This is a genomic window from Paraburkholderia sp. JPY419 (assembly GCF_050435705.1).
In the GTDB taxonomy this organism is placed as follows: domain Bacteria; phylum Pseudomonadota; class Gammaproteobacteria; order Burkholderiales; family Burkholderiaceae; genus Paraburkholderia; species Paraburkholderia youngii.
In genome coordinates this window covers 196,870-219,384 of the sequence record NZ_JBNDKV010000002.1, presented here as the reverse complement: position 1 = coordinate 219,384, position 22,515 = coordinate 196,870, and the positions used below count along the sequence as shown (strand labels likewise).

Below are 22,515 nucleotides of genomic sequence, written 5' to 3'. Positions count from 1 at the left end.
GATAATGGCCCGTCCGGCCGCGCGGCGCCCGCCTTACAGGGCGCCACGGGTGCGCGAGCCCCGCCGTTCGAGTGACAGCCTGAACCACAGCCTGAACGCCCTGACGGAACCATGAAACTATTCACCAAAGGCCTGCTGCTGATCGCGATACCGAGCGTGGTCGAACTCGCGCTGCTCGGGGTCGTCTTCGACACCCAGGAGCGCACCGCGCAGGCCGCGCGATGGGTCGACAACGGCAAGCAGATCCTCTACGAGTCGTCGGCCATCGTCGACCCGCTGCTGCGCCAGGCCGCGCGCGTGCGCACCGCGATGGTAACGGGCGATGCGTCGCTGATCGACCGCCACGCGGTGTGGGTCGAACTGAACGACCGGCTCGCGAAGCTCGATGCGCTCGTCGCCGAAACACCGGCCCAGGCCGAGCGCGTACGCAGCATGCGGCGCGCGATCGGCGCGTATCACGAACAGAGTGTCGCGATCTCGCAGGCTTTGCACGAGGGGCGCAGTCTACGCCCCTATATCGCGCTCGAAACCGGCGAGTTGCCGGAGCAGATCGCCGTGTTCCGCGAGGAGTTGGCCCAGTTCGACGCGGCGGCGTCGGTACTCGATGTCGAGCGCGCGAGCGCGCTCGGCGAGCGTCGTGACCTTCAGCAGCGCGCGCTGATCGCCGCGGCATTCGGCTCGATGCTGATCTGGGCGGTCACCGCCTTCGTGTTCGCGCGCGGGATCGGCCAGCGCCTCGAAGTGCTGACCGATAACGCCGAGCGGCTCGGCAGCGGCCGGCCGCTCGCGGCGCCGTTGTCGGGCAGCGACGAAATCGCCGCGCTCGACACGGTGCTGCATCAGACCGATACGCGCCTGCGCGAGGCGGAAGCCGGGCAGCTGGCCCTGAAGACCGAGCTCGAAGCACGCGCGCGCGAACTGACTGCCGTCAATGAGGAATTGCGCCAGGAAACGCAGGACAACGAGATGTTCATCTACAGCGTGTCGCATGATCTGCGCTCGCCGCTCGTGAATCTGCAAGGGTTTTCGAAGGAGCTGCACGTATCGTGCGACGAACTCGACGGCCTCGTCGGGCGGGCTCGCCTGCCTGAGATCGAAGCGCGGCGCATGACGCAGATTCTGAGTGGCGACGTGCGCGAGTCGTTGCACTATTTGCGCACGGCTGTTGCGCGCGCGGCGGCGATCATCGACGCGCTGTTGCGCATCTCGCGCGCGGGACGGCTCGAATACCAGTGGCAGCGGGTCAGCGTCGGGCGCGCAGTGGCGCGGGTCGTCGATGGGCTGCAAGGCACGATCGACCAGCGCGCCGCGAGTGTCACGGTGCGCGAGTTGCCGCCCGCATGGGGCGATCCGGCGGCGGTCGAACAGATCTTCAGCAACCTGATCGGCAATGCGCTGACTTTTCTCGATCCGGCGCGCCGCGGGCGCATCGAGGTCGGCGCGCTGGCGCCCGAACCCGTCGATGAATGCGAGCCGCGCGCGGTCCGTATGCGCACCTATTACGTCCGCGATAATGGGCTAGGCATTCCCGCCGCGTATCTATCGAAGGTGTTTCGCGCGTTCCAGCGTCTGCATGCAGACGTCGCTAGCGGCGAGGGGATCGGCCTCGCGGTGGTGCGGCGCACGGTCGAGCGGCACGGCGGGCGGGTCTGGGTCGAATCGGCCGAGGGCGCCGGTTCGACTTTTTTCGTGGTGCTGCCCGAGCAGCCCGTGCGCTTCTGAGCGTTGCGCATGCCGGCGCGGACATGGATGACGAATCGTTGGCACGCAGAGCCTATGAATCACGCGCAAACGGCCAGCTTCGTTCTGATCGAAGACGACGACGGCCACGCAACGCTCGTCGAGCGGAATCCGCGCCGCGCCGGCGCGAGTCCGCTCGCTGCTACACACTCGATTGCAAGGTCTACGTTTGCAAGCCGGTCGAATACGATACGTTCATCGAGGCCGTGCGCCGGCAGGTTTTTTCTGCAAGTGGTCAAGCTGCCGCCGGCGCATCGGCTCGAGCCGGCCTGAAGGTGACCGAAAGCCGTTCATGACAACATAAGCACTGACCTTAGCCACAGAGCATCCGCATGACCGAAGAAGTGTCCAAGCCGCAAGCCGCTTATGTGCTCGTTGTCGATGACGACGAGGGCATCTTGCGGCTCGCGCGCAAGTCGCTCGAACGCGCCGGCTGCCGGGTGGCGATCTGCGCCGGTGTCGAGGCGGCCCGCGAGCGGCTCGCGAGCGGCGGCCTCGATCTGCTGGTGCTCGACTATCAGTTGAACGGGCCGGAGACCGGGCTCGATTTCTTTCGGCGCCTGCGCGCGGAGGGTGTGCGCATTCCGGCGATCCTCGTGACCGGCTTCACCGACGAGTCGCGCGTGATCGAAGCACTGCGCGCGGGCGTGTCCGACGTGGTGCCGAAGTCCGGCGACTATCTCGACTATCTGCCGGAGGCCGTGGAGCGCGTGCTGTCGCAGGTGCGGCTGCAACGCGCGTCCGACGAAGCGCTGCTGCTGCGCGATCGCGAACTGCATTACCGCACGCTGTCGGAAACGTTGCCGCATCTGGTGCTGACCTGCGACGCAGCCGGCGATTGCGACTTCCTGTCGAAGCAATGGTACGACTACACAGGCTTGCCCGAACCCAGCTCGCAGGGTCTTGCGTGGCTCGACGCCGTGCATCCCGACGATCGCGAGAAGATCCGGCAAAGCTGGCTCAAGGCCGTGGCGAGCCGCAACGGCGACTATCGGCACGAGATGCGGATTCGCCGCCACGACGGCGAGTACCGCTGGTTCGACGTGCGCGTGGTCGCGCTGCGCGATGCCGAAGGCAACGTCAGCAAATGGTTCGGCAGTTGCACCGACATTCACTCGCAGCGCGAGGCGATCGAGGAGCGCGAGCGGCTGCTCGAGTCCGAGCAGGCCGCGCGCCAGGCCGCCGAAGAGGCGAACCGCGCGAAGGACCGTTTTCTTGCGATGCTGTCGCACGAATTGCGCACGCCACTCACGCCGGTGCTGGCGGGCGCGAGCGTGCTCGAGATGATTGCCGATCTGCCCGAGCAGGCGCGTGCGAGCGTGCGGATGATCCGCCGCAACGTCGAGCTGGAGGCACGGCTGATCGACGATCTGCTCGATCTGACGCGCGTCGCGAACGGCAAGCTGCGGCTGTCGCTGGAAACCGTCGACGTGCACGACGTGATCGACAGCGTGCTCGAACTCTTTCGCAGCGAAATCCAGGTCAAGCAGCAGGACGTGCATGTCGACAAGCGCGCGACGCATCACTACGTGCTCGCGGATCGCGCGCGTCTGCAACAGATGCTGTGGAACCTGATTCGCAATGCCGCCAAGTTCACGCCGGACGGCGGCCATATCTATGTACGCACGCGCGACGAACGCATGCAGGTGCAGATCTCGGTCGAAGACACCGGCATCGGCATCGAGCCGGAGCAGATCGGCAAGCTGTTCAACGCGTTCGAGCAGGGCGACCAGAGTATGACGCGGCAATTCGGCGGGCTGGGTCTCGGTCTCGCGATCACGAAGGCGCTGACCGACGTGCACGGCGGCACCGTGACCGCGCAGAGTCCCGGTCCGCATTGCGGCGCGACCTTCACGATCACGCTGCCGACCGCGGCCGCGCCGGCCACCGCGCCGCCGGTCATCGTGCCGAGCACCGTGCAGCCGGCGAGTTCGCTGACCGTGCTGCTGATCGAGGATCATGCCGATACCGCCGACGTGATGGCCCAATTGATGCACGGCATGGGTCATCAGGTGACGGTGGTTGGGCGCATCGACGATGCGCTTGCGGCGACGCAGCTGCAGAACTTCGATCTGGTTGTCAGCGATGTCGGGTTGCCCGATGGCACCGGCCTCGATTTCATCGAGGCGTTTCGCGAACATTCCGATGTGCCAGCCGTCGCGTTGACCGGCTTCGGCACCGACGAGGACGTGCGCCGTTGTTTGGGTGCGGGCTTTACATCGCATCTGACGAAGCCTGTCAATTTCGGCCAGCTCCAAGCGATGATCGAAAGCGCCGCGCAATTGAAGGTGCAAAAGAATGCGTAAGGCTCGATAAAGGGCAGTGCGCTGAAAGCAAAGTGAAAAGACAAAGGCCTGTTGCGAAGTCAGTCGCAACAGGCCTTTTTCATTTCACTGGCTCAGGTATTTGAAACCGAGCTTTATTTAACAATTAACGCTGCTGGCTTTTCAGCGAATCGCGGATCTCGCGAAGCAGCAGCACGTCTTCCGGCGTCGGCGGCGGTCCCGCCGGAGCAGCTTGCGGCTCCTTGCGCAGTTTGTTGATGAACTTGACCATCAGAAAGATGATGAACGCGAGAATGATGAAGTTGATCGTCGCGGTAATGAACGAGCCGTAACCGAACACCGCCACGCCGGCCGTCTGCAGGTCTTTATACGATTCGGGGTTGCCTTTGTAAGTCGCTGGAATATGGCCGAGGCGAACGAACAGATTGGAGAAATCGAAGCCGCCGGTAGCGAGCCCGACGACCGGCATGATCAGGTCTTTAACCACGGAATTGACAATGGTGGAAAATGCGCCGCCGATAATCACACCGACCGCCAGATCCATCACATTGCCTTTGAGGGCAAATTCTTTAAATTCCTGGATCATGCTCATACACACACCTCCCTGATATGAATAGCCGAATCATACCAACCTGAAGCGGATAGGCTAGTGCCTTGGCCTCGACGCAACAAGTGCATTCGCCGCGCGTCGTTAATGAGGAAACTGTGACTCGCCATGACGCGCACGCTCCAGATGCGCGGCAAAACTGACCGGGTCGATGTTCGCGCCGCACAGCAGCACGCCCACGCGTTTGCCCTGCAACTGTTCGCGCAACGGTCCGAGCAAGGCGGCGGTGGCGGCCGCGCAAGCCGGCCTCGACCGCGAGCTTCAACTGATTGAACAGGATCAGCATCGCTTCGCGCAACTGATCGTCGGACACCGTGACGAGCCGATCGATATGGCGGCGGCACAACTCGTAGCTGTATTGCTCGGTATGCGGCGACATCAGCGAATCGGCGATGCTGTACATATGGCCCATTCTGACCGTATGGTTGGCGGCAAAACTCTTGCTCATCACATCCGATCCTTCGGGTTCGACGCCGTACACGTGGATGTTCGGATTCGCGAGGCGCAGCGCGGTGGACACGCCGGCCGCGAGTCCGCCGCCGCCGATCGGCACGATCACCGCTTCGAGGTCGGGTGTTTGCGTCGCCCATTCGTAGCCGAGCGTCGCCGAGCCGAGCACCGTGCGATAACCGTTGAACGGATGCACGAAATAACGGCCTTCCTCGGCCTCGATGCGTCGCACCAGTTCGAACGCTTCGGCGAGATCTTCCGCATAGACGATGTCGGCGCCGTATGCACGGCACAACGCGACGCGCGCCGGATTCGCCGCGCTGAACAGCACGACCTTCGCGCTGACGCCGAGCCGCATCGCCGCATAGGCGACCGCCACCGCGTGATTGCCGCCTGACACGCAGGTCACGCCCGCGCTCTTCTGCGCGTCGTCGAGCGCGAGCAGGTTCGTAAAGGCGCCGCGCGCCTTGAAGCTGCCACCCGCCTGCAAGAGCTCGAACTTGAAATTGACGACGGTGCCGCGCAGCGACGAGAAGTCGAGCCGGTCGAACACCGGCGTGCGCGCGACCCACGGCGTCAATGCGAAATGCTGCGCGGCGATGTCGTCGAGCGTGGGGATCGGCTCGCCGTCGATCGTGTGATCCGTGTGCTGCTGCATGGCGCTGGACATGGCGGTCGCTCCGGAGTCGTCGATGTCGCTCAGACCCGTGGCGCGGCGCGCAGGTTCACCGCGGCTGCGCGCCGCTGCAACGAGACGGGCTAAGCGGCCTCGACCGACATGCTGTGAATGAACTTGCGCAGGAAGCGCTCGCACGCGACGAGCTGCTCGAGCTCGACGAATTCGTTCGCCTTGTGCGCCTGCTGGATATCGCCGGGGCCGCAGACGATACTCGGAATCCCCGCGTTCGAAAACAGGCCTGCCTCGGTGCCGTACGCGACCTTACGCTTATCCTGGTCGGCCGTCAGCGCGCGCACGAGTTGCGTGATCGCAGCCTGCTCAGACGAATCCAGTCCGGGCGCCGCGGCGATCTTCGTGATCTCGATCGCGGCCGACGGATGCTCGCGCAGCATTTTCGGCAACAGCGTGTCGCGCGCGTAGCTGTCGATGCGCGCGAAGATCTGCTCGGGATCGAGCGTCGGCAGATTGCGGAATTCGAACTGGAACTGGCATTCGGCCGGCACCGTGTTGATCGCGTTGCCGCCCGTGATCGTGCTGGTCTGCGCGGTGCTGAACGGCACGTCGTACAGTTCGTCGAACGGGCCTTGCGCGCGGAACTGGTCGGCCATGTCGCGGATGTGGCAGATCAGGCGCGCCGCATACTCGATCGCGTTCAAGCCCTTCGGCGTCAGCGACGAATGCGCGGCCTGGCCTCGCACGCAGCAGTGATACGCGTTGATGCCCTTGTGCGCGATGATCGGGCGCATGCTGGTCGGCTCGCCGACGATACAGCCGTCCGGCTTCACGCCGCGCTTCATCAGATCGGCGATCATCAGCGGCGCGCCGACGCAGCCAACTTCCTCGTCGAACGACAGCGCGAAGTGGATCGGTTTCGCGAGCCTCGTACGCTGCATCTCGGGCACGAGCGCGAGCGCCGCGCCGATGAACCCCTTCATGTCGCAGGTGCCGCGGCCGTAGAGCTTGTCACCGCGAATCTCGGGCTTGAACGGATCGCTGTCCCATTGCTGGCCATCCACTGGCACGACGTCCGTATGGCCCGACAGCACGACGCCGCCGTTCGTTTCGCCATCGTGCGCGGGAATCGTCGCGAACAGGTTCGCCCATTTGCCGCCCTTGCCGTGCGTCAGCGTCGCGTCGATACCGACCGCGCGCAGTTCGTCGCGGACGGTTTCGATCAGGCCGAGATTCGGATTGCGGCTCACCGTGTCCATCGACACCAGACGGGTGACCCAGGGCAGAGATACCGGAGAAGCGGGAGAAGCGGAGGAGGCGGGCGACTGCGACGATTGCGCTGTTTCAGCGACGTGAGACATGACATGACTCCATCATTTTGTGTCTATCGATCATATCCCATATTGCATATTGGTAAGGTGGCCAAAACGGCCGGCGCGCGTTGGCGCAGCGCAGCATCAATGCAATAAAACGGGGGACGTCCCCCCGTTTTATTGCTGTTTCAGGACCCTCAGCGCGCGGGCGCCGGCGCCGTGCCGCGGCTCGGCGAACCGAGCGCGCGCAAGGTCTCCTTGACCGTCGCGACGCGCACCGCGAGATCCGGGCTGCGCGTTTCGATACGCAGCTTGTCCTGGCCCGCGAGCTTGATGTGCTTGTGCTTCTGCACCATCTCGATGATCCGCATCGCGTCGACGGGCGGATTAGGGATGAACTGCAGGCCGATCACCGCTTCGCCGGCATCGATCTTCGAAATGCCGAGCGGTTTCGCGGCGAGCCGCAGACGATGCGTCTCCACCAGCGCATGCGCCTGCGGCGGCAGCTTGCCGAAGCGGTCGATCAGCTCCTCCTGGATACCGTCGATCGAATCGCTGTGTTCGCAGTTCGCGAGGCGCTTGTACAGCGACAGACGTTCCTGCACGTCGCCGCAATAATCCGACGGCAGGATCGCCGGCGAATGCAGGTTGATCTCGGTGGTCGCCGCGAGCGGCGCGGTGAGGTCCGGCTCCTTGCCGTTCTTGAGCGCCTTCACCGCGTCGTTGAGCATGTCGGTATAAAGCTGGAAACCGATCTCGTGAATCTCGCCGGACTGCTTGTCGCCGAGCACCTCGCCGGTGCCGCGAATCTCGAGATCGTGCATCGCGAGATAGAAGCCCGAGCCGAGTTCCTCCATCTGCTGGATTGCTTCGAGCCGTCGTTGCGCCTGCTTGGTGAGCCCCTGCGGATCATGCACGAGCAGATACGAATACGCCTGGTGATGCGAGCGGCCGACGCGGCCACGCAGCTGATGCAATTGCGCGAGACCGAACTTGTCGGAACGATGGATCAGGATCGTGTTGGCGCTCGGCACGTCGATGCCGGTCTCGATGATCGTCGTGCACAGCAGCACGTTCGCGCGTTGCGCGACGAAGTCGCGCATCACGCGTTCCAGTTCGCGCTCGTGCATCTGGCCATGCGCGACCGCGATGCGCGCTTCGGGCACGAGTGCTTCGAGCATCTGCCGGCGGTTCTCGATCGTCTCGACTTCGTTGTGCAGGAAGTAGACCTGGCCGCCGCGCTTCAGCTCGCGCAGCATCGCTTCGCGAATCACGCTGTCTTCCTCGCGCCGCACGAAGGTCTTGATCGCAAGGCGCTTTTGCGGCGCCGTGGCGATCACCGAGAAATCGCGCAGGCCTTCGAGCGCCATGCCGAGCGTGCGCGGAATCGGCGTCGCGGTCAGCGTCAGCACGTCGACTTCAGCGCGCAGCGCCTTCAGCGCTTCCTTCTGACGCACGCCGAAGCGATGCTCCTCGTCGATGATCACGAGCCCGAGCCGCTTGAACTGCACATCCGACGACAGCAGCTTGTGCGTGCCGATCACGATGTCGACCGAACCTTCGTTGATCTGCTGGATCGCCGCGTTCACTTCCTTGGTCGACTTGAAGCGCGACAGCTCGGCGATGCGCACCGGCCAGTCGGAGAAGCGGTCACTGAAGGTTTGCGTGTGCTGCTCGGCGAGCAGCGTGGTGGGTGACAGCAGCGCGACCTGCTTGCCGCCCATCACCGCGATGAACGCCGCGCGCAACGCGACCTCGGTCTTGCCGAAGCCGACGTCGCCGCACACGAGCCGGTCCATCGGCTTGCCGCCCGTCATGTCGCCGATCACGGCCGCGATCGCGGCGGCCTGGTCCGGCGTCTCCTCGAAACCGAAGCTCTCGGCGAACTTCACATAGTCCTTCGGTTCGAGCGCGAACGCGTGGCCTTCGCGGGCAGCGCGGCGCGCGTACAGGTTGAGCAGTTCGGCGGCGGTATCGCGGATCTGCTGCGCGGCCTTGCGTTTGGCCTTTTCCCACTGGCCCGAACCCAGCGAATGCAGCGGCGCGCTTTCCGGATCGGCGCCGCTGTAGCGCGAGATCACGTGCAATTGCGCGACCGGCACGTAGAGCTTGCTGTCGCCCGCGTATTCGAGGTGCAGGAACTCGGTTTCGCCTTCGCCGAGGTCCATCGTCACGAGACCCATGTAGCGGCCGATACCGTGCTGCGAATGGACCACCGGATCGCCGACCTTCAGCTCGGACAGATCGCGCACCATCGAATCGACGTTGCTCGCCTGTTCCTGGCGGCGGCGTCCCGCGCGGCGCGCGAGCGGTCCGTACAGCTCGGTTTCGGTGATGATCGCGATGCCTTCGCCCGGCACCGCGAAGCCGTTCGCGAGCGGCGCGACGCCGAGCGAGAACGGCGCATCGCTCCTGAGCCAGTCGGCGAAGCTGTCGGCCGAGGCGGGCTTCAGCTGATTGTCGGCGAGCAGTTGCAGCAGCGTCTCGCGACGGCCCGCCGATTCGGCGGCGAACAGCACGCGGTTCGGCGTCGTGCTCAGATACGCTCGCAGTGCCGAGACGGGGTCGTCGGCGTGACGGTCGATCGCGAGGTTCGGCAGAGCGATCGACCAGGCGCCGCCGCCGTTGGTGGGCAGCACGAGCCGTGCGAACGGTTTCGCGAACGTGAAGAAATCTTCGTCCGACAGGAACAGCTTCTGCGGTTCGAGTATCGGCCGGTCGCGGTCGTGCGACAGGAAGTTGAAGCGCTGTTTCGTGTCGTTCGTGAAGCGCCGGATCGCCGCGTCCAGATCGCCGACGAACGCGAGCTGGGAACCGTCGGGCAGGTAATGGAAGAGGGTGGCCGTTTCCTCGAAGAACAGCGGCAGATAGTATTCGATGCCCGCCGACGGCACGCCGTTGCCGATGTCTTTATAGATCGACGCGCGGCTCGGATCGCCCTCGAAGGTCTCGCGCCAGCGGCTGCGGAATGCGGTGCGCGCGGCTTCGTCGAACGGGAATTCGCGGCCCGGCAGCAGGCGCACGTCCTTGACCGGATAGAGGCTGCGCTGCGTGTCGGGGTCGAATGCGCGGATCGAGTCGACCTGGTCATCGAACAGGTCGATCCGGTAGGGCAGCGGGGAGCCCATCGGGAACAGATCGAGCAGCGAGCCGCGCACGCAGTATTCGCCGGGACGCACGACCTGGCTCACGTGCTCGTAGCCGGCGAGCGTCAGCTGCGCCTTCAGCTTCGCTTCGTCGAGCCGTTCGCCCTGCGAGAACGAGAACGTGTAGGCGGCGAGGAACGACGCGGGCGGCATCCGGTATAAGGCCGTCGTGGCCGGCACGAGCAGTATGTCGCAGCGGCCTTCGCCGAGATCGTGCAGCGTCGCGAGACGCTCGGACACGAGGTCCTGGTGCGGCGAAAACGTGTCGTAAGGCAGCGTCTCCCAGTCGGGCAAGAGGCGCACGCGCGCGTCGGGCGCGAAGAAGCCGATTTCCTGCGACAGCCGCTGCGCGTCGACCGCGCTTTCGCAGACCACCGCCAGCAGCGGCATCTTCTCGCGATAGCTGAGATGGTAGCGGGCGATCAGCAGCGCGTCGGACGAACCGCGCGTGCCGTCGAAGGCGAAACGCTGGCCGGCCTTGACGAGCGCGACGGGCGAGGAGGACTGCGAGATTGCGGCGATGTCTGGCATAAAGGAGAGAAAGCGGCTCGGGGCTCACACGACGGCCAAGTTTACGCGTCCACGGGCGTGAATGCGAAGGACGTATTATAAAATCCGTCCTTTACTTTGACCTGGCGGCATCCGCACTCGTGACTTCCCGTCTCTTCGCCCTGATCCCGTGCGCAGGCACCGGCAGCCGTTCCGGCGCCGCGATGCCCAAGCAATACCGCACTGTCGCCGGCCGCGACATGCTGCATTACTCGCTCGCCGCGTTCGACGCGTGCAGCGAGTTCACGCAGACGCTAGTCGTCATCGCACCCGACGACCAGCACTTCGACGCGCGCCGCTTCGGCAATCTGCGTTTCGCGGTGCGGCGCGTGGGCGGCGCGTCGCGCCAGGCGTCGGTGCTCAACGGTCTCCACGCGCTCGCCGAGTTCGGCGCCCACGACGACGATTGGGTGCTCGTGCACGACGCAGCCCGGCCCGGCATCACGCCGGCGCTGATCCGCACGCTGATCGGAACGCTAAAGGACGATGCGGTCGGCGGCATCATGGCGCTGCCGGTCGCCGATACGTTAAAGCGAATCGATCGCACGTCGACCGATGGCCGCATCGCCCGTACCGAGGCACGCGACGGCTTGTGGCAGGCGCAGACGCCGCAAATGTTCCGCATCGGCATGCTGCGCGAGGCGATCCTGCGTGCGCAGGCCGACGGCCACGATCTGACCGACGAGGCGAGCGCGATCGAATGGTCGGGGCATGCGCCGAAGCTCGTGCAAGGCAGTCTGCGCAATTTCAAGGTCACGTATCCGGAAGATTTCGATCTCGCCGAGGCGATTCTGAGCCGCGCCGCCGGTTCGTGATACCTCGCATACGCACGATAGAAAGATTGGGAAAGGCTTTAAAGAAGCTTTAAAAGCTTCAGCACTTGAGGATGTGACGCATATGGATTTCAGAATTGGGCAAGGCTACGACGTGCATGCGCTGGTGCCGGGACGCGCGTTGATCATCGGCGGCGTGACGATTCCGTACGAGCGCGGGCTGCTCGGTCACTCGGACGCGGACGTGCTGCTGCACGCGATCACCGACGCGCTGTTCGGCGCGGCCGCGCTGGGCGATATCGGCCGCCACTTCTCCGATACCGACGCGAAGTTCGCCGGCGCCGACAGCCGCGTGCTGTTGCGCGAATGTGTGGCGCGCGTGAAGGCGGCGGGCTTTGCGATCGGCAACGTCGATAGCAGCGTGATCGCGCAGGCGCCGAAGCTCGCGCCGCATGTCGAAGGAATGCGCGCGAATATCGCGGCGGACCTCGGCTTGCCGATCGAGCGCGTGAACGTCAAGGCGAAGACGAACGAGAAGCTCGGTTATCTCGGCCGCGGCGAGGGCATCGAGGCGCAGGCCGCGGTGTTGCTGGTCAGGAGCTGAACGGGCTTTGGTCTGCGTGACCGGCGGTCCGCTTACAGCGTCGCGCCGCCGATCGTTCGATTGCTCGGACACAGTTCGTCCGTTTGCAGGCCGTCGAGGATGCGCAGCACTTCCTGGGGGTTACGGCCCACGTATAGATTGTTGACCGACACGTGCTGGATCGTGTTGTCCGGATCGACGATATAGGTCGCGCGCAGCGCGACGCCCGCTTCCTTGTCGCGCACGCCGAGCTGGTCGATCAGCTCGCCTTTCACGTCGCCGAACGAGTAGTGGTTGAGCCTGTCGAGCGCCTTGTACTCGCGGCGCCACGCGAGCTTCACGTATTCATTGTCGACGCTGCCGCCGAGCAGCACCGCCTCGCGGTCCTCGAACTCCTTGGCGAGCTTGCTGAAATCGACGATTTCCGTCGGGCAGACCAGCGAAAAATCCTTCGGATAGAAGTAGATGATTTTCCACTTGCCTGGAAAGGACTGATCGGTGATGTATTCGAACGCCGAAACGCCGTGCTCTTCGTGATGGTTAAAGCCCGGCTTCGCGGCAATGACGGTGAACGCTTCGAGTTTGTCGCCTACGGTTTTCATGCAAAGGCTCCTTCGGAAGTCACATAAAGCGGCGTGCTTCGAATCACGATGGCGCGCCATGTCGCGCGCCGTCGGCTCACGCGCTCTTCGCGAGCGGAAACTCGATCGTCACTTCAAGCCCAGGTCCGGGCGAGCGGTTGCGCAGACGCAGCGCGCCGCGATAACGCGCGACGAGCCGCTGCACGATCGCCATGCCGAGGCCCGTGCCATTGGCCTGGGTGCGCGCCGAATTCACGCGGTAGAACGGCCGCGTGACGAGCGCGAGCTGGTCTTCGGGAATGCCGGGGCCTTCGTCGACCACCGACAGTTCGACGCGCGAATGCGACACGCGCGTTTCGAGAATCACGTGTGGCACACCGTCACCGTCGCTGAGACCATATTTGCGCGCGTTCTCGAGCAGATTGCCGACCACGCGCCGCATGTCGGTTTCATCGGCCTCGATCACCGCCGACGGAGCGAGCCGTGTGATCAGCCGCATGCTGTCCTCGCTTTGCATCCGCGCCGCGAGCTCGCTTGCGATCACCGACAGGTCGACCGGTTCCGGCACGCGCTGCACCGGACGCGCGTAATCGAGGAAGCGGCCGATGATCATGTCCATCTGCTCGATGTCGTCGACCATCGCGTCCTTGGTGGCCTGATCGGACGGGCTCATTTCGGTTTCGAGCCGCAGCCGCGCGAGCGGCGTGCGCAGATCGTGCGAGATGCCCGCGAGCATCAGCGCGCGATCGGCCTCGAGCTGTTCGAGGTCGCGCACCATCTGATTGAAGCTTCGATTGGTTTCGGCGGCGACGCCCATGCCGCGCTCGGGCAGCGGCTCGGGCGATTGCCCGGAGCCGACCCTACGCGCGGCCATCGCGAGGCGCGCAAAAGGCCGGTTCACCAGACTCGTGATGAACGCCGCGCCGAACAGCGACAGCGCAAGCGCGAACACGCCCCAGCCGGCCCACTGCAGGCCGGTCGCGTTATCGAGCTGATCGCGATCGAGGGCGACCCAGTAATCGTCGTCGTCGATCTTGAAGCTGATCCATACGCCGTTGATATCGTTGACGCTCTGCGCGATCACCGTGTCGTCGCCGAGACGGCCGCGGATGTCGTGCTCGATCAGACGATTCAGTGATTCGTCGGGCTGGAGTTTGTATTTGTCGGTGGCTTCGCGCGGATACACGCGCACCCCTTCATTGCTCTCCAGATCCTGCAGCAGCGCGCGCCGCAGGTCGGGATCGGAATAGAGGAGTGCGGTGCGCGTGAGTTTGACGATCGCGACGAGTTGCAGAGCCACGCGCTGCGCACGCGGCTCCCGCTCGATCACGCGAAAGCTCTGGAACCACGCGGCGAGACTGACTGCGATCAACAGCGCGATCAGCAGAAAGGTCCGCCAGAAAAGGCCGCCGAACGCGAGCGTCAGGAGGCGCCGGTCGATCCGCATGGGCCCTTCTTATCTGGAGTCAAAGACAGAAACTATATGGGACCGAAGCAGGTGCTTTGCATGGGACCAGATGACGCACTGAAGCGCGAACTCTGATCGACAGCTAAAGCGCCTACTCTGGTCGACATGAAAACGGAGCACAAACTCAGGCTGCGCCGTCGGGAATGAACACGTAGCCGAGGCCCCACACGGTCTGAATGAAACGCGGGCTGCCCGGATCCGGCTCGATCAGCTTGCGCAGACGCGAGATCTGCACGTCGAGGCTGCGGTCGAAGACTTCGTATTCGCGGCCGCGTGCGAGTTCCATCAGCTTTTCGCGCGACAGCGGCTGACGCGGATGACGGGCGAACACCTTCAGCACCGAGAATTCACCGGTGGTAAGCGGAATTTCCTGGCCGGCCTTGGTCAGCGTGCGGGTGGCGAGATTCAGTGCGAACTCACCGAACTCGAACACCTCGGTGGTCTCGGACGGCGCGCCCGGCAACTCGGACGGCGACTGACGGCGCAGCACCGCGTGAATGCGCGCGACCAGTTCACGCGGATTGAACGGCTTGGGCAGGTAGTCGTCGGCACCCATCTCGAGTCCGACGATGCGATCGACATCCTCACCCTTGGCCGTCAGCATGATGATCGGCGTGCGGTCGTTGCTGCCGCGCAGACGCCGGCAGATCGACAGGCCGTCCTCCCCGGGCAGCATCAGATCGAGCACTAGCAGATCGAAGCGCTCGCGCACCCAGAGCTTGTTCATTGACGGCGCATTTTCGGCGACGTAGACGTTGAAGCCCTGCTCACCGAGATAGCGGCGCAGAAGATCGCGCAGGCGTGGATCGTCGTCGACGACGAGGATTTTCGAAGGGTTTTTGGTTTCCATGGTCGGCATCTTAGCGCGATTAGAAAGTGGTGCGCGGTTACACCATTTCTGGGGTTACAGTCAGTTACAAAATTTACCCGCGGTATGGCGCGACGTAAAGTATGCGCGTTTAGACTCCTTTACTGAATGCGGCTGTTCGGTGGATACTTCACTCGACAAAACTCTCGTACCCGGCTGTTACCGGGGTTTGTATACGCATCTGAGGTAGCCGGTTGCCGCGCCACGAAGGGAACAACATGAAGGGAGGGGTTTGGCCAAATGTGCGCCTGAGCGTGATTGCACTGGCGGTTGCCGGTACGCTCGCAGGCACACTGGGCCCGACGCTCGCCCATGCGCAGCCGTCCGCGGATAGAGCGGCGAGCGAGCATGCGCCCCGCTCCGGCAATGGCAAACCCAGCCACCGCCAATCCGAGCATCGATCACCCTGCTTCTGACGTGATGTTGCGTACCGCGGTTCCCCCTGATCTCGATCAACGTCGGCGCGACGGGCATATGACGCCCGAAGAGCGTCGGCTGCTGCGGCAGCATATCGAAGACGCCGTGCGCGAGTTGTACAAGCGTTAGTCTCAGCGCGCGCATCGTCGCGCGGACAATCCTGTTGCACCTTCCGCTTCCACTTCCTGGTCCGCTGCTCTGTTGAGTCGCTAGCAACCGTTCGAGATTTCACGCGCAACGGATCAGCGTTGGCGAACCTTTTCAACGTGTGTGGTGAGCGTCACGCGTCAGCGCGCGCAGCGAAGCGATATCGGCGTCTCCTGACTGGGTGTTCGAGCCCATTCCGATGCGTGCCGAGCGCATCACACGGAGACCGGACCGGCGTCGCGAGCAATAAATGCGGCTCGGACAGCGTTACGAACTATTACGTGCAAGCTGAGTGCGCGCCGGGCGAACACGCCTTCGCCGCCAGTCGAGTTCGTGATGGCCGCGTTGCGCGCATTCGATGCCGGCTACGACGATACCTCGCGGTTCGTCATGGCGCGCAATGGCCGGGATGGCGTACGCTTTGACGTCGCGATCTGGCTCGCGCAGAGGCAACGGGCGGCCCGGCACGCGCCATCATGATCACGACGAGGTGCAGCATGAAACGACGCAGCTTTCTGTCGATGAGCGCGGCCGCCGGCGCATTGCTGTGTTTGCCTCGCGCGCTCGCCGCGCAGGACGCGAACGCTGCGCATTGGCGGGATGCATCGAAAGCGTCGGTTGTGCCGGGGCGCGGTTACGACAACCTGCTGATCCTGATTGAACTCAAAGGCGGCAACGACGGTTTGAACACCGTGATCCCGTTCGCCGATCCCGCGTACTACGCGCTGCGCAAAAACATCGGCATCAAACGCGAACAGATGATCCACCTCGACGAGCGCACCGCGCTGCATCCAGCGTTGCAGCCGTTGATGCCGCTGTGGCGCAGCCGGCAACTTGCGATCGTGCAGGGTGTCGGCTACGCGCAGCCGAACCTGTCGCATTTCCGGTCGATCGAGATCTGGGATACCGCGTCACGCTCCGATCAGTATCTGCGCGACGGCTGGCTCACGCGCGCGTTCGCGATGAAGCCGGTGCCCTTCGATTTCGCGGCCGACGGCGTCGTGATCGGCAGTTCCGAAATGGGGCCGCTCGCAAATGGCGCGCGCGCGATCGCGCTGGTCAATCGCACACAGTTCGTCGGGACCTTGCGACTCGCGACGCCGGTGCCTCAGTTGAAGACCGCGTTTCCTGATGGCGCGTTCGGCAGTTCGATCAAAACGGCGATGCAGGTGCTGGCCGCTTCGGACACCCTGAAGATAGCTGCCGCCGGACGCGCGCCAATGGAGCAGTCTTCGAGCGGCCGAGGTGTGGCCGTGATCCGGCTAACGATGAACGGTTTCGATACGCACCAGAACCAGCGCGGACAGCACGCCGCGTTGCTTCCAACACTTCGCGCAAGCGATGGTGGCGATGCAGGCCGCGCTCGTCGAGTTGGGCCGGTGGAACGATACGCTTGTGATGACGTATGCGGAGTTCGGGCGGCGTCCGCGCGAGAATGAGAGCAACGGCACCGATCACGGCACGGTGGCCCCGCACTTCGTGACGGGTGGTCGCGTGCGGGGCGGTTTGTATGGCGTACCGCCGGTGCTTGCGCGGCTCGACGGAAATGGCAACCTGCCGGTTGGCGTGGATTTTCGCCAGATTTATGCGACGGTGCTCGGGCCCTGGTGGGGCTTGGACGCGTCGACGATTCTGCGGCGGCGGTTCGAGCCGCTGCCATTGCTGCGGGCGTGAGCGGATGGGTGCGAATCGACGCGCCTTGCTGTCAGGCTACTTCGCGCGCCATGCGATCCATAGCTTGCGGATCGGCGTCAACGCGATGCGTTGATGCAGCACGTGATAACCGTCGCGCTCGATTTCATCGAGCAACGCCAACGCGAGCGCCGCGAGCGCGAGCAGCGTGCGCTGGGCACGCCGCGCGCTCGCGGGCACCGCGGCGAGCGCGCTCTGCACGGCATCGCGCGCGCGATGCGTCTCGAAGCGCATCAGCTCGGTGAACGCGTCGGTGTATTTGCGGTTGATCAGATCGGCGGCGGTGACGTTGTAGCGCTGCATCTCGTCGATCGGAACGTAGATGCGGCCGTGCCGCGCATCGTTGCCGGTTTCGGCGACGAACTGCGCGAGCATCAGCGCCTCGCCGAGCGGAGCCGCCCACGTCGACGCTTGCTCGGCATCGTCGGCCGATCCGGCTGCCGCGGCGCGCGACACCAGCGACGCGAAATTGCCGCCGACCCCGCGCACATAGCGCCGCAGGTTCGGATAGTCGAGATAGCGTGCCTGGTCGAGATCCATCTCGAAGCCCGCGAGCAATTCCTGCAGAGCCGGATACTCGGCCTGCGCGTCGGGCAGATAGGCCGCGAGCGCCTTGGACACCGGATGCGACGGCGAACCCGCGGCGAGCGCGGCGATTTCTTTCTGCCACCACGCGAGCTTGGTGCGGCCGACCGCGGGATCGCTCGTCTCCTTGACCGTTTCCTCGAACTCGCGACGCAATGCGAAGAGCGCCGTCAACAGCGGCTGACTGGCTGCGCGGGCCTGGCGAAGCGCATAGTAGGTGCTCGATCCTGGGGGCGCCGCTTTCTGCTGGCAATAGTCGTCGAAATTCACGGAATGAGAGTGTGGGGAAGGGCTGGCGAGAAGGGCGCTGGCGTCCGTTGCGGCGCCCGTCTCGACGAGCCGAAAATTGTAGCATCGGCGCCGCGCGCGCAGATACCGACGGGTGCAGACAAGCGCGAATCAATCGGTTAGAATCTCGCGCTTACGCTTTCGGGCACGTGTTTGGCGCGCATGGAAGTGCACAGGACAATCGGGCATGACGCATCGCGGCGTACCCGGCTGCGAGGGTGGCGAAATTGGTAGACGCACCAGGTTTAGGTCCTGACGCCCGCAAGGGTGTAGGGGTTCGAGTCCCCTCCCTCGCACCATTTATTGGTAGTCAAGAAAAACCCCGTCAAGTCTTTGGACCGACGGGGTTTTTTTTCTTTGCCGCACGGTCTCTGCAAGGCCGCAGGGTTGCCCCGCGGCCTGTCATTGCGGCCGCGCGACTTAGGCGCCCGGCGTTCCCGGCGCCTGCTGCGAACCCGGCAACTCCGCTTGCGCGGCACCTTCGAGGAAGCGGCGCGTCGACTCGAACGCCTGCAGCATCTGATCCGGCCACGGCGTTTGCAGCATCACGGCCTGATGATTTTCAAATGCCGACGACAGAAGCTTCGCCAGTTCCGGCGAACGAAGATGACGCAGCACGACGCTGACCGCGATTGCGGTTGCCTGGCTCGCGCCGGCGGTCTGAAGTTCCGACGCGGTGAGTGCCGCGACCTGTTTGTTGATGTCCACTGAAACGTCCTTGGATGAAAAGAGGGTGAAGGCACGTTGGCCAATGCTCAATTTTGACACGCGCCGCCCAATGCCGTGAAACGGCGCTCTTCAAATGTGGCCGGTGCACCGCGGGTGATCACTCCCGCGCGTTCATCGCGCGAATTACCTTGTCGAGCGCCGCGCCGAACGCGGCCCTTTCTTCTTCGTCGAGACAGTCGAACATATCGCCGTTCCACTTGCGCGCGATCGGCATCACCTTGCGATACAGCGCGCGGCCTTCCTGCGTCAGCGAGACCAGCACGACGCGGCCGTCCGCGGCGCTCGTCTCGCGTTGCACGAGTCCCTGCCGGATCAGCGCTTCGGCTGCGCGACTCGCCTGGCTTTTGTCCAGATTGGCATGACGAGCCAGTTCCATGATCGAGAATGGTCCGAACGATCCCACCGACGCAATCACACGCGCTTCAGGCAGCGTTACGTCGAGCTTCGCCGCGTAGCGCGCGCTGATGCCGCGCTCGGCCAGTTTGTTTAGAACATGCAGACGATACGTGAGGAGTTGCTCGAGCCCGGCTTTGGCGGAGTCCTTCATGGTCACCCCGTGATGTGTGGAACGGTCGTGGCGCTGTGATTGTTGCGGCAACCGTTTCGCGGGTCAACGCACGCCGTATTTCAGCCGCGTCAACTGCTCCGCCTCGTTGGCGAGCAGGCGCGCTGCGTCGCGAATCGCGACGTCGAGCGTGATCGGCCCGGGCGCCGGCGAAAAGCAGCCGCTGAAGTGTTCGGCGAGGCGTGGCAGCGCGGCGGGGTCGACTGCGCCCGACAGCAGCGTGGCGGGCACGCCCGCGGCTCGCGCATGCGCGCACGCGATGAACGGCGCCTTGCCATGCAGCGTCTGTACGTCGGAGCGGCCTTCGCCGGTGATCAGCCAGTCGGCGCCGGCGAGCGCCGCGTCGAGGCCGATTTGCCGCGCGACGGTCTCCGCGCCCGGCTCGAACTGCGCGCCGAGCATATGCAACGCGAAGCCGAGACCGCCTGCCGCGCCCGCGCCCGGCAGGTCGCGCGCGCTGTGGCCGAGCGCGGCTTCGAGCAGATCGGCGAAGCGCGCGAGCGCCGCGTCGATCGGTGCGACCTGTTCGGGCTTCACGCCTTTTTGCGGTCCGAAGATCGCGGTCGCGCCGTGCTCGCCGGTCAGCGGATTGTCGACGTCCGACATACCCACGAACTGCGTGTCGGCAAGCCGCGCGTCGAGTAGCGACGCATCGACCCGCGCCACGCGTGCAAGCTGCTCGGGCGTGCCTTCGAGCGCGTTGCCTTGCGCGTCGAACAGTTGCAGGCCGAGGCCGGTCAGCAAGCCGGCGCCGCCGTCGTTCGTGCTGCTGCCGCCGAGCGCGACGAAAAAGCGCCGCACGCCGGCGTCGAGCAACGCGCGAATCGCTTCGCCCATGCCACGCGTGCTGCGCGCCTCGACCGGCACGCCCATGCCAACTGGGTCCGTAATGCCGACGATTTCCGCCGTTTCGATGATTGCGCTGCCATCCGCGAGCAGGCCTGCAAGCGCCGCGCGCGTCGGGCCGGCCGCGCCGCGCACACTAAGCGTGCGGCGCTCGCCGCCGCTCGTGAGCATGGCGTCGAGCGTGCCTTCGCCGCCGTCGGCCATCGGACAAATGCGCACGCTTGCGTCGGGGCGTGCACGCTGGATGCCGGCTGCCATCGCCTGCGCGACCTCTTCCGCGCTGAGCGAGCCTTTGAATGAATCGGGAGCGATGACGACGACAGGCGAGGGCGACGAATTCGGCATGGTGTCTCTGAGAGGTTTGAGTCGTTGTAAGCGGTTGCTGGCGCCGATGAAGCGACCGGCTGCTGGTGACCGGCGGTAGTAACCCGACCGAGTGCGTTAGCTTATCAGCATGGGGGCGTCGGCTGAATATGTCGAAAGGCATAGGCGGGATCGCCGCAAACCGGATAGCGACGCCAGAGACAAACCACGCTCGTTGTGCCAAAACAACCCGGAAATGCCCCGCAAAACGCGCAGAATGAAGGGAAAACTCGATGCATTCATCGAATCCCGGCTTGGCGCGCAAATAGTTTGCTAAAATATTCGGCTCTTTGGACTCAACCGTGCTGCCGGCGGCCTGCAAGCCCGCGGCGCAGGTGCGTGATCGATGCAATCGGCGCAAATCGATGCGAAGCGACATCGACGGGCAGCACGGAGAAGATAACTGATTCGCTCGAATAATTTTAGGACGATTGAAGCCATGGCTAACGTTGTTGAAAACCTCGGCAAGCTCGAACGCCGCGTGACGATTTCCCTGCCGAAGGATGCCGTGCAGAAGGAAGTGGATTCGCGTATCCGTCAACTCGCGAAGAACGTGCGCATGCCGGGTTTCCGCCCGGGCAAGGTGCCGCTCAAGATGGTCACGCAACAGTATTCGGGCCAGGTGGAAGCCGAAGTACTGAGCGACAAGGTCGGCAAGGAATTCTTCGACATCAGCCGCGCCGAGAACCTGCGTGTGGCGGGTCAGCCGAGCTTCGCGCCGAAGACCGACGCCGCTGAAGGCAGCTACGCGTTCGACGCGACCTTCGAGGTGTACCCGGAAGTGAAGCTGGGCGACGTCGCCACGGCTGAAATCGAGCGTACCACGACCACCATCAGCGAAGCGGAAATCGACCGCACGCTGGACATCCTGCGCAAGCAGCGAGTGCACTTCCACGCTCGCGGCGAAGCCGGCGAGCACGGCGACGGCGGCGCGGACACGGCCGCCAAAGAAGGCGACCGCGTGACGGTCGACTTCGTCGGCAAGATCGACGGTGAAGCATTCCAGGGCGGTAGCGCCGAAGACTTCGGCTTCATCCTCGGCGAAGGCCGCATGCTGCCGGAATTCGAAAAAGCGGCGCTCGGCCTGAAGGTCGGCGAAGCGAAGGAATTCGACCTGAAGTTCCCGGACGACTACCACGGCAAGGAAGTGGCGGGCAAGACGGCGCAATTCACGATCACGGTGAAGAAGATCGAATGGCCGCATCTGCCGGAAGTCGATGGTGAATTCGCGAAATCGCTCGGCATCCAGGACGGCGATCTGACCAAGATGCGCGCCGAAATCAAGGACAACCTCGAGCGCGAAGCGAAGCGCCGCACGCAAGCCATCGTCAAGAATCAGGTGATGGACGCGCTGCTGAAGATCTCGGAACTCGACGTGCCGAACGCGCTGATCGAACAGGATCAGGAGCGCCTCGTCGCTATGGCTCGCCAGGATCTGGAGCAGCGTGGCGTGCCGAACGCGAAGGACGCGCCGATCCCGGCTGCGATGTTCAAGGAACAGGCCGAGCGCCGCGTCAAGCTGGGTCTCGTGTTGGCTGAGCTCGTCAAGGCGAACGGACTCCAGGCGAAGCCGGAGCAGATCCGTGCGGAAGTCGACGAATTCGCGAAAAGCTACGAAGACCCGAAGGAAGTCGTCCGCTGGTATTATTCGAACCAGCAACGTCTTGCTGAAATGGAAGCGTACGTCGTTGAAGCCAACGTCGTCGACTTCGTCCTCAGCAAGGCCAAGGTGACGGACAAGGAAGTGAGCTTCGAGGAACTGGCAAGCGCAACGGCGCAAGCGTAAGCGTCGCTGCAACGGCGTGCCGGCTGTCGGAGCGACCGACGGCCCGCACGCCGTTTTTTTGCGCCGCGAGAGTGTGTGACGTACCGGATCCCGGTCGTGGGTG

The 22,515-nt window shown here is 64.3% G+C and carries 17 protein-coding genes, 1 tRNA gene and 3 pseudogenes; 10 read left to right on the top strand and 11 right to left on the bottom strand.

Annotated features, from left to right (window positions below; translation table 11 throughout):
• Positions 1–111 precede the first annotated feature (111 nt).
• Genes QFZ91_RS07190 through QFZ91_RS07180 form a run of 3 tightly spaced genes read left to right on the top strand, consistent with a single transcriptional unit; the run spans position 112 to position 4,046 of the window.
• Complete coding sequence (locus QFZ91_RS07190; protein ID WP_429566794.1) at positions 112–1,722, top strand: sensor histidine kinase; 1,611 nt, start codon at positions 112–114, stop codon at positions 1,720–1,722.
• 54 nt (positions 1,723–1,776) lie between these two features.
• The gene (locus tag QFZ91_RS07185) at positions 1,777–2,013 is read left to right on the top strand and encodes a hypothetical protein (RefSeq protein WP_429566793.1); all 237 of its coding nucleotides are present in this window, start codon (positions 1,777–1,779) and stop codon (positions 2,011–2,013) included.
• A 59-nt stretch (positions 2,014–2,072) separates the two neighbouring features.
• Complete coding sequence (locus tag QFZ91_RS07180; RefSeq protein ID WP_429566792.1) at positions 2,073–4,046, top strand: response regulator; 1,974 nt, start codon at positions 2,073–2,075, stop codon at positions 4,044–4,046.
• A gap of 124 nt (positions 4,047–4,170) precedes the next feature.
• Here the strand turns inward: QFZ91_RS07180 and mscL are convergent, their stop codons facing one another.
• The 4 genes and pseudogenes from mscL to mfd form a co-directional block, all read right to left on the bottom strand.
• Positions 4,171–4,617: a large conductance mechanosensitive channel protein MscL gene (mscL, locus tag QFZ91_RS07175; protein ID WP_429566791.1), complete on the bottom strand. Its 447-nt coding sequence runs from the start codon at positions 4,615–4,617 to the stop codon at positions 4,171–4,173.
• Between the two features lie 99 nt (positions 4,618–4,716).
• A pseudogene (locus QFZ91_RS07170) lies at positions 4,717–5,752 on the bottom strand (threonine/serine dehydratase).
• A gap of 89 nt (positions 5,753–5,841) precedes the next feature.
• On the bottom strand, positions 5,842–7,074 hold the full coding sequence (gene argE, locus QFZ91_RS07165; RefSeq protein WP_429566790.1) for an acetylornithine deacetylase: 1,233 nt from the start codon (positions 7,072–7,074) through the stop codon (positions 5,842–5,844).
• 149 nt (positions 7,075–7,223) lie between these two features.
• The gene (gene mfd, locus QFZ91_RS07160) at positions 7,224–10,703 is read right to left on the bottom strand and encodes a transcription-repair coupling factor (protein ID WP_429566789.1); all 3,480 of its coding nucleotides are present in this window, start codon (positions 10,701–10,703) and stop codon (positions 7,224–7,226) included.
• Positions 10,704–10,822: 119 nt separating this feature from the next.
• On the opposite strand from mfd, the gene ispD reads away from it, so the two are divergent.
• On the top strand, positions 10,823–11,536 hold the full coding sequence (ispD, locus tag QFZ91_RS07155) for a 2-C-methyl-D-erythritol 4-phosphate cytidylyltransferase (protein WP_176119859.1): 714 nt from the start codon (positions 10,823–10,825) through the stop codon (positions 11,534–11,536).
• A gap of 82 nt (positions 11,537–11,618) precedes the next feature.
• The gene (gene ispF, locus QFZ91_RS07150) at positions 11,619–12,098 is read left to right on the top strand and encodes a 2-C-methyl-D-erythritol 2,4-cyclodiphosphate synthase (RefSeq protein WP_429566788.1); all 480 of its coding nucleotides are present in this window, start codon (positions 11,619–11,621) and stop codon (positions 12,096–12,098) included.
• Positions 12,099–12,130: 32 nt separating this feature from the next.
• Here the strand turns inward: ispF and QFZ91_RS07145 are convergent, their stop codons facing one another.
• The 3 genes from QFZ91_RS07145 to ompR form a co-directional block, all read right to left on the bottom strand.
• The gene (locus QFZ91_RS07145) at positions 12,131–12,679 is read right to left on the bottom strand and encodes a peroxiredoxin (RefSeq protein ID WP_368597406.1); all 549 of its coding nucleotides are present in this window, start codon (positions 12,677–12,679) and stop codon (positions 12,131–12,133) included.
• A gap of 76 nt (positions 12,680–12,755) precedes the next feature.
• Positions 12,756–14,105, bottom strand: coding sequence for an ATP-binding protein (locus QFZ91_RS07140; protein WP_013089393.1), 1,350 nt, complete (start codon positions 14,103–14,105; stop codon positions 12,756–12,758).
• Between the two features lie 145 nt (positions 14,106–14,250).
• Positions 14,251–14,985 (bottom strand): two-component system response regulator OmpR, encoded by a 735-nt coding sequence (gene ompR, locus QFZ91_RS07135; protein ID WP_006048917.1) that lies wholly within the window; start codon positions 14,983–14,985, stop codon positions 14,251–14,253.
• A gap of 227 nt (positions 14,986–15,212) precedes the next feature.
• On the opposite strand from ompR, the pseudogene QFZ91_RS07130 reads away from it, so the two are divergent.
• From QFZ91_RS07130 to QFZ91_RS07120, 3 genes and pseudogenes are all read left to right on the top strand, one after another.
• Positions 15,213–15,540 (top strand): annotated as a pseudogene (locus tag QFZ91_RS07130) (hypothetical protein).
• Between the two features lie 354 nt (positions 15,541–15,894).
• Positions 15,895–16,038 (top strand): hypothetical protein, encoded by a 144-nt coding sequence (locus QFZ91_RS07125; protein ID WP_368717830.1) that lies wholly within the window; start codon positions 15,895–15,897, stop codon positions 16,036–16,038.
• Positions 16,039–16,055: 17 nt separating this feature from the next.
• Positions 16,056–17,232, top strand: a pseudogene (locus QFZ91_RS07120) (DUF1501 domain-containing protein).
• Between the two features lie 36 nt (positions 17,233–17,268).
• Here QFZ91_RS07120 and QFZ91_RS07115 read toward each other — a convergent pair.
• The gene (locus QFZ91_RS07115; RefSeq protein WP_176108607.1) at positions 17,269–18,105 is read right to left on the bottom strand and encodes a squalene/phytoene synthase family protein; all 837 of its coding nucleotides are present in this window, start codon (positions 18,103–18,105) and stop codon (positions 17,269–17,271) included.
• Positions 18,106–18,335: 230 nt separating this feature from the next.
• Between QFZ91_RS07115 and QFZ91_RS07110 the strand changes: the two genes are divergently transcribed.
• Positions 18,336–18,422 (top strand) — tRNA-Leu (locus QFZ91_RS07110).
• Between the two features lie 121 nt (positions 18,423–18,543).
• On the opposite strand, the gene QFZ91_RS07105 is transcribed toward QFZ91_RS07110, so the two are convergent.
• The 3 genes from QFZ91_RS07105 to QFZ91_RS07095 form a co-directional block, all read right to left on the bottom strand.
• Positions 18,544–18,831 (bottom strand): hypothetical protein, encoded by a 288-nt coding sequence (locus tag QFZ91_RS07105; protein ID WP_176108606.1) that lies wholly within the window; start codon positions 18,829–18,831, stop codon positions 18,544–18,546.
• Between the two features lie 118 nt (positions 18,832–18,949).
• Complete coding sequence (locus QFZ91_RS07100) at positions 18,950–19,399, bottom strand: MarR family winged helix-turn-helix transcriptional regulator (RefSeq protein ID WP_176108605.1); 450 nt, start codon at positions 19,397–19,399, stop codon at positions 18,950–18,952.
• A 63-nt stretch (positions 19,400–19,462) separates the two neighbouring features.
• Positions 19,463–20,608, bottom strand: a complete 1,146-nt coding sequence (locus QFZ91_RS07095) for a glycerate kinase (protein ID WP_429566787.1) — start codon at positions 20,606–20,608, stop codon at positions 19,463–19,465.
• Between the two features lie 457 nt (positions 20,609–21,065).
• Between QFZ91_RS07095 and tig the strand changes: the two genes are divergently transcribed.
• Positions 21,066–22,412 carry a trigger factor gene (gene tig / locus QFZ91_RS07090; protein WP_429566786.1) on the top strand — a complete coding sequence of 449 codons (1,347 nt, stop codon included), beginning with the start codon at positions 21,066–21,068 and terminating at the stop codon, positions 22,410–22,412.
• The last annotated feature ends 103 nt before the right edge of the window (positions 22,413–22,515 follow it).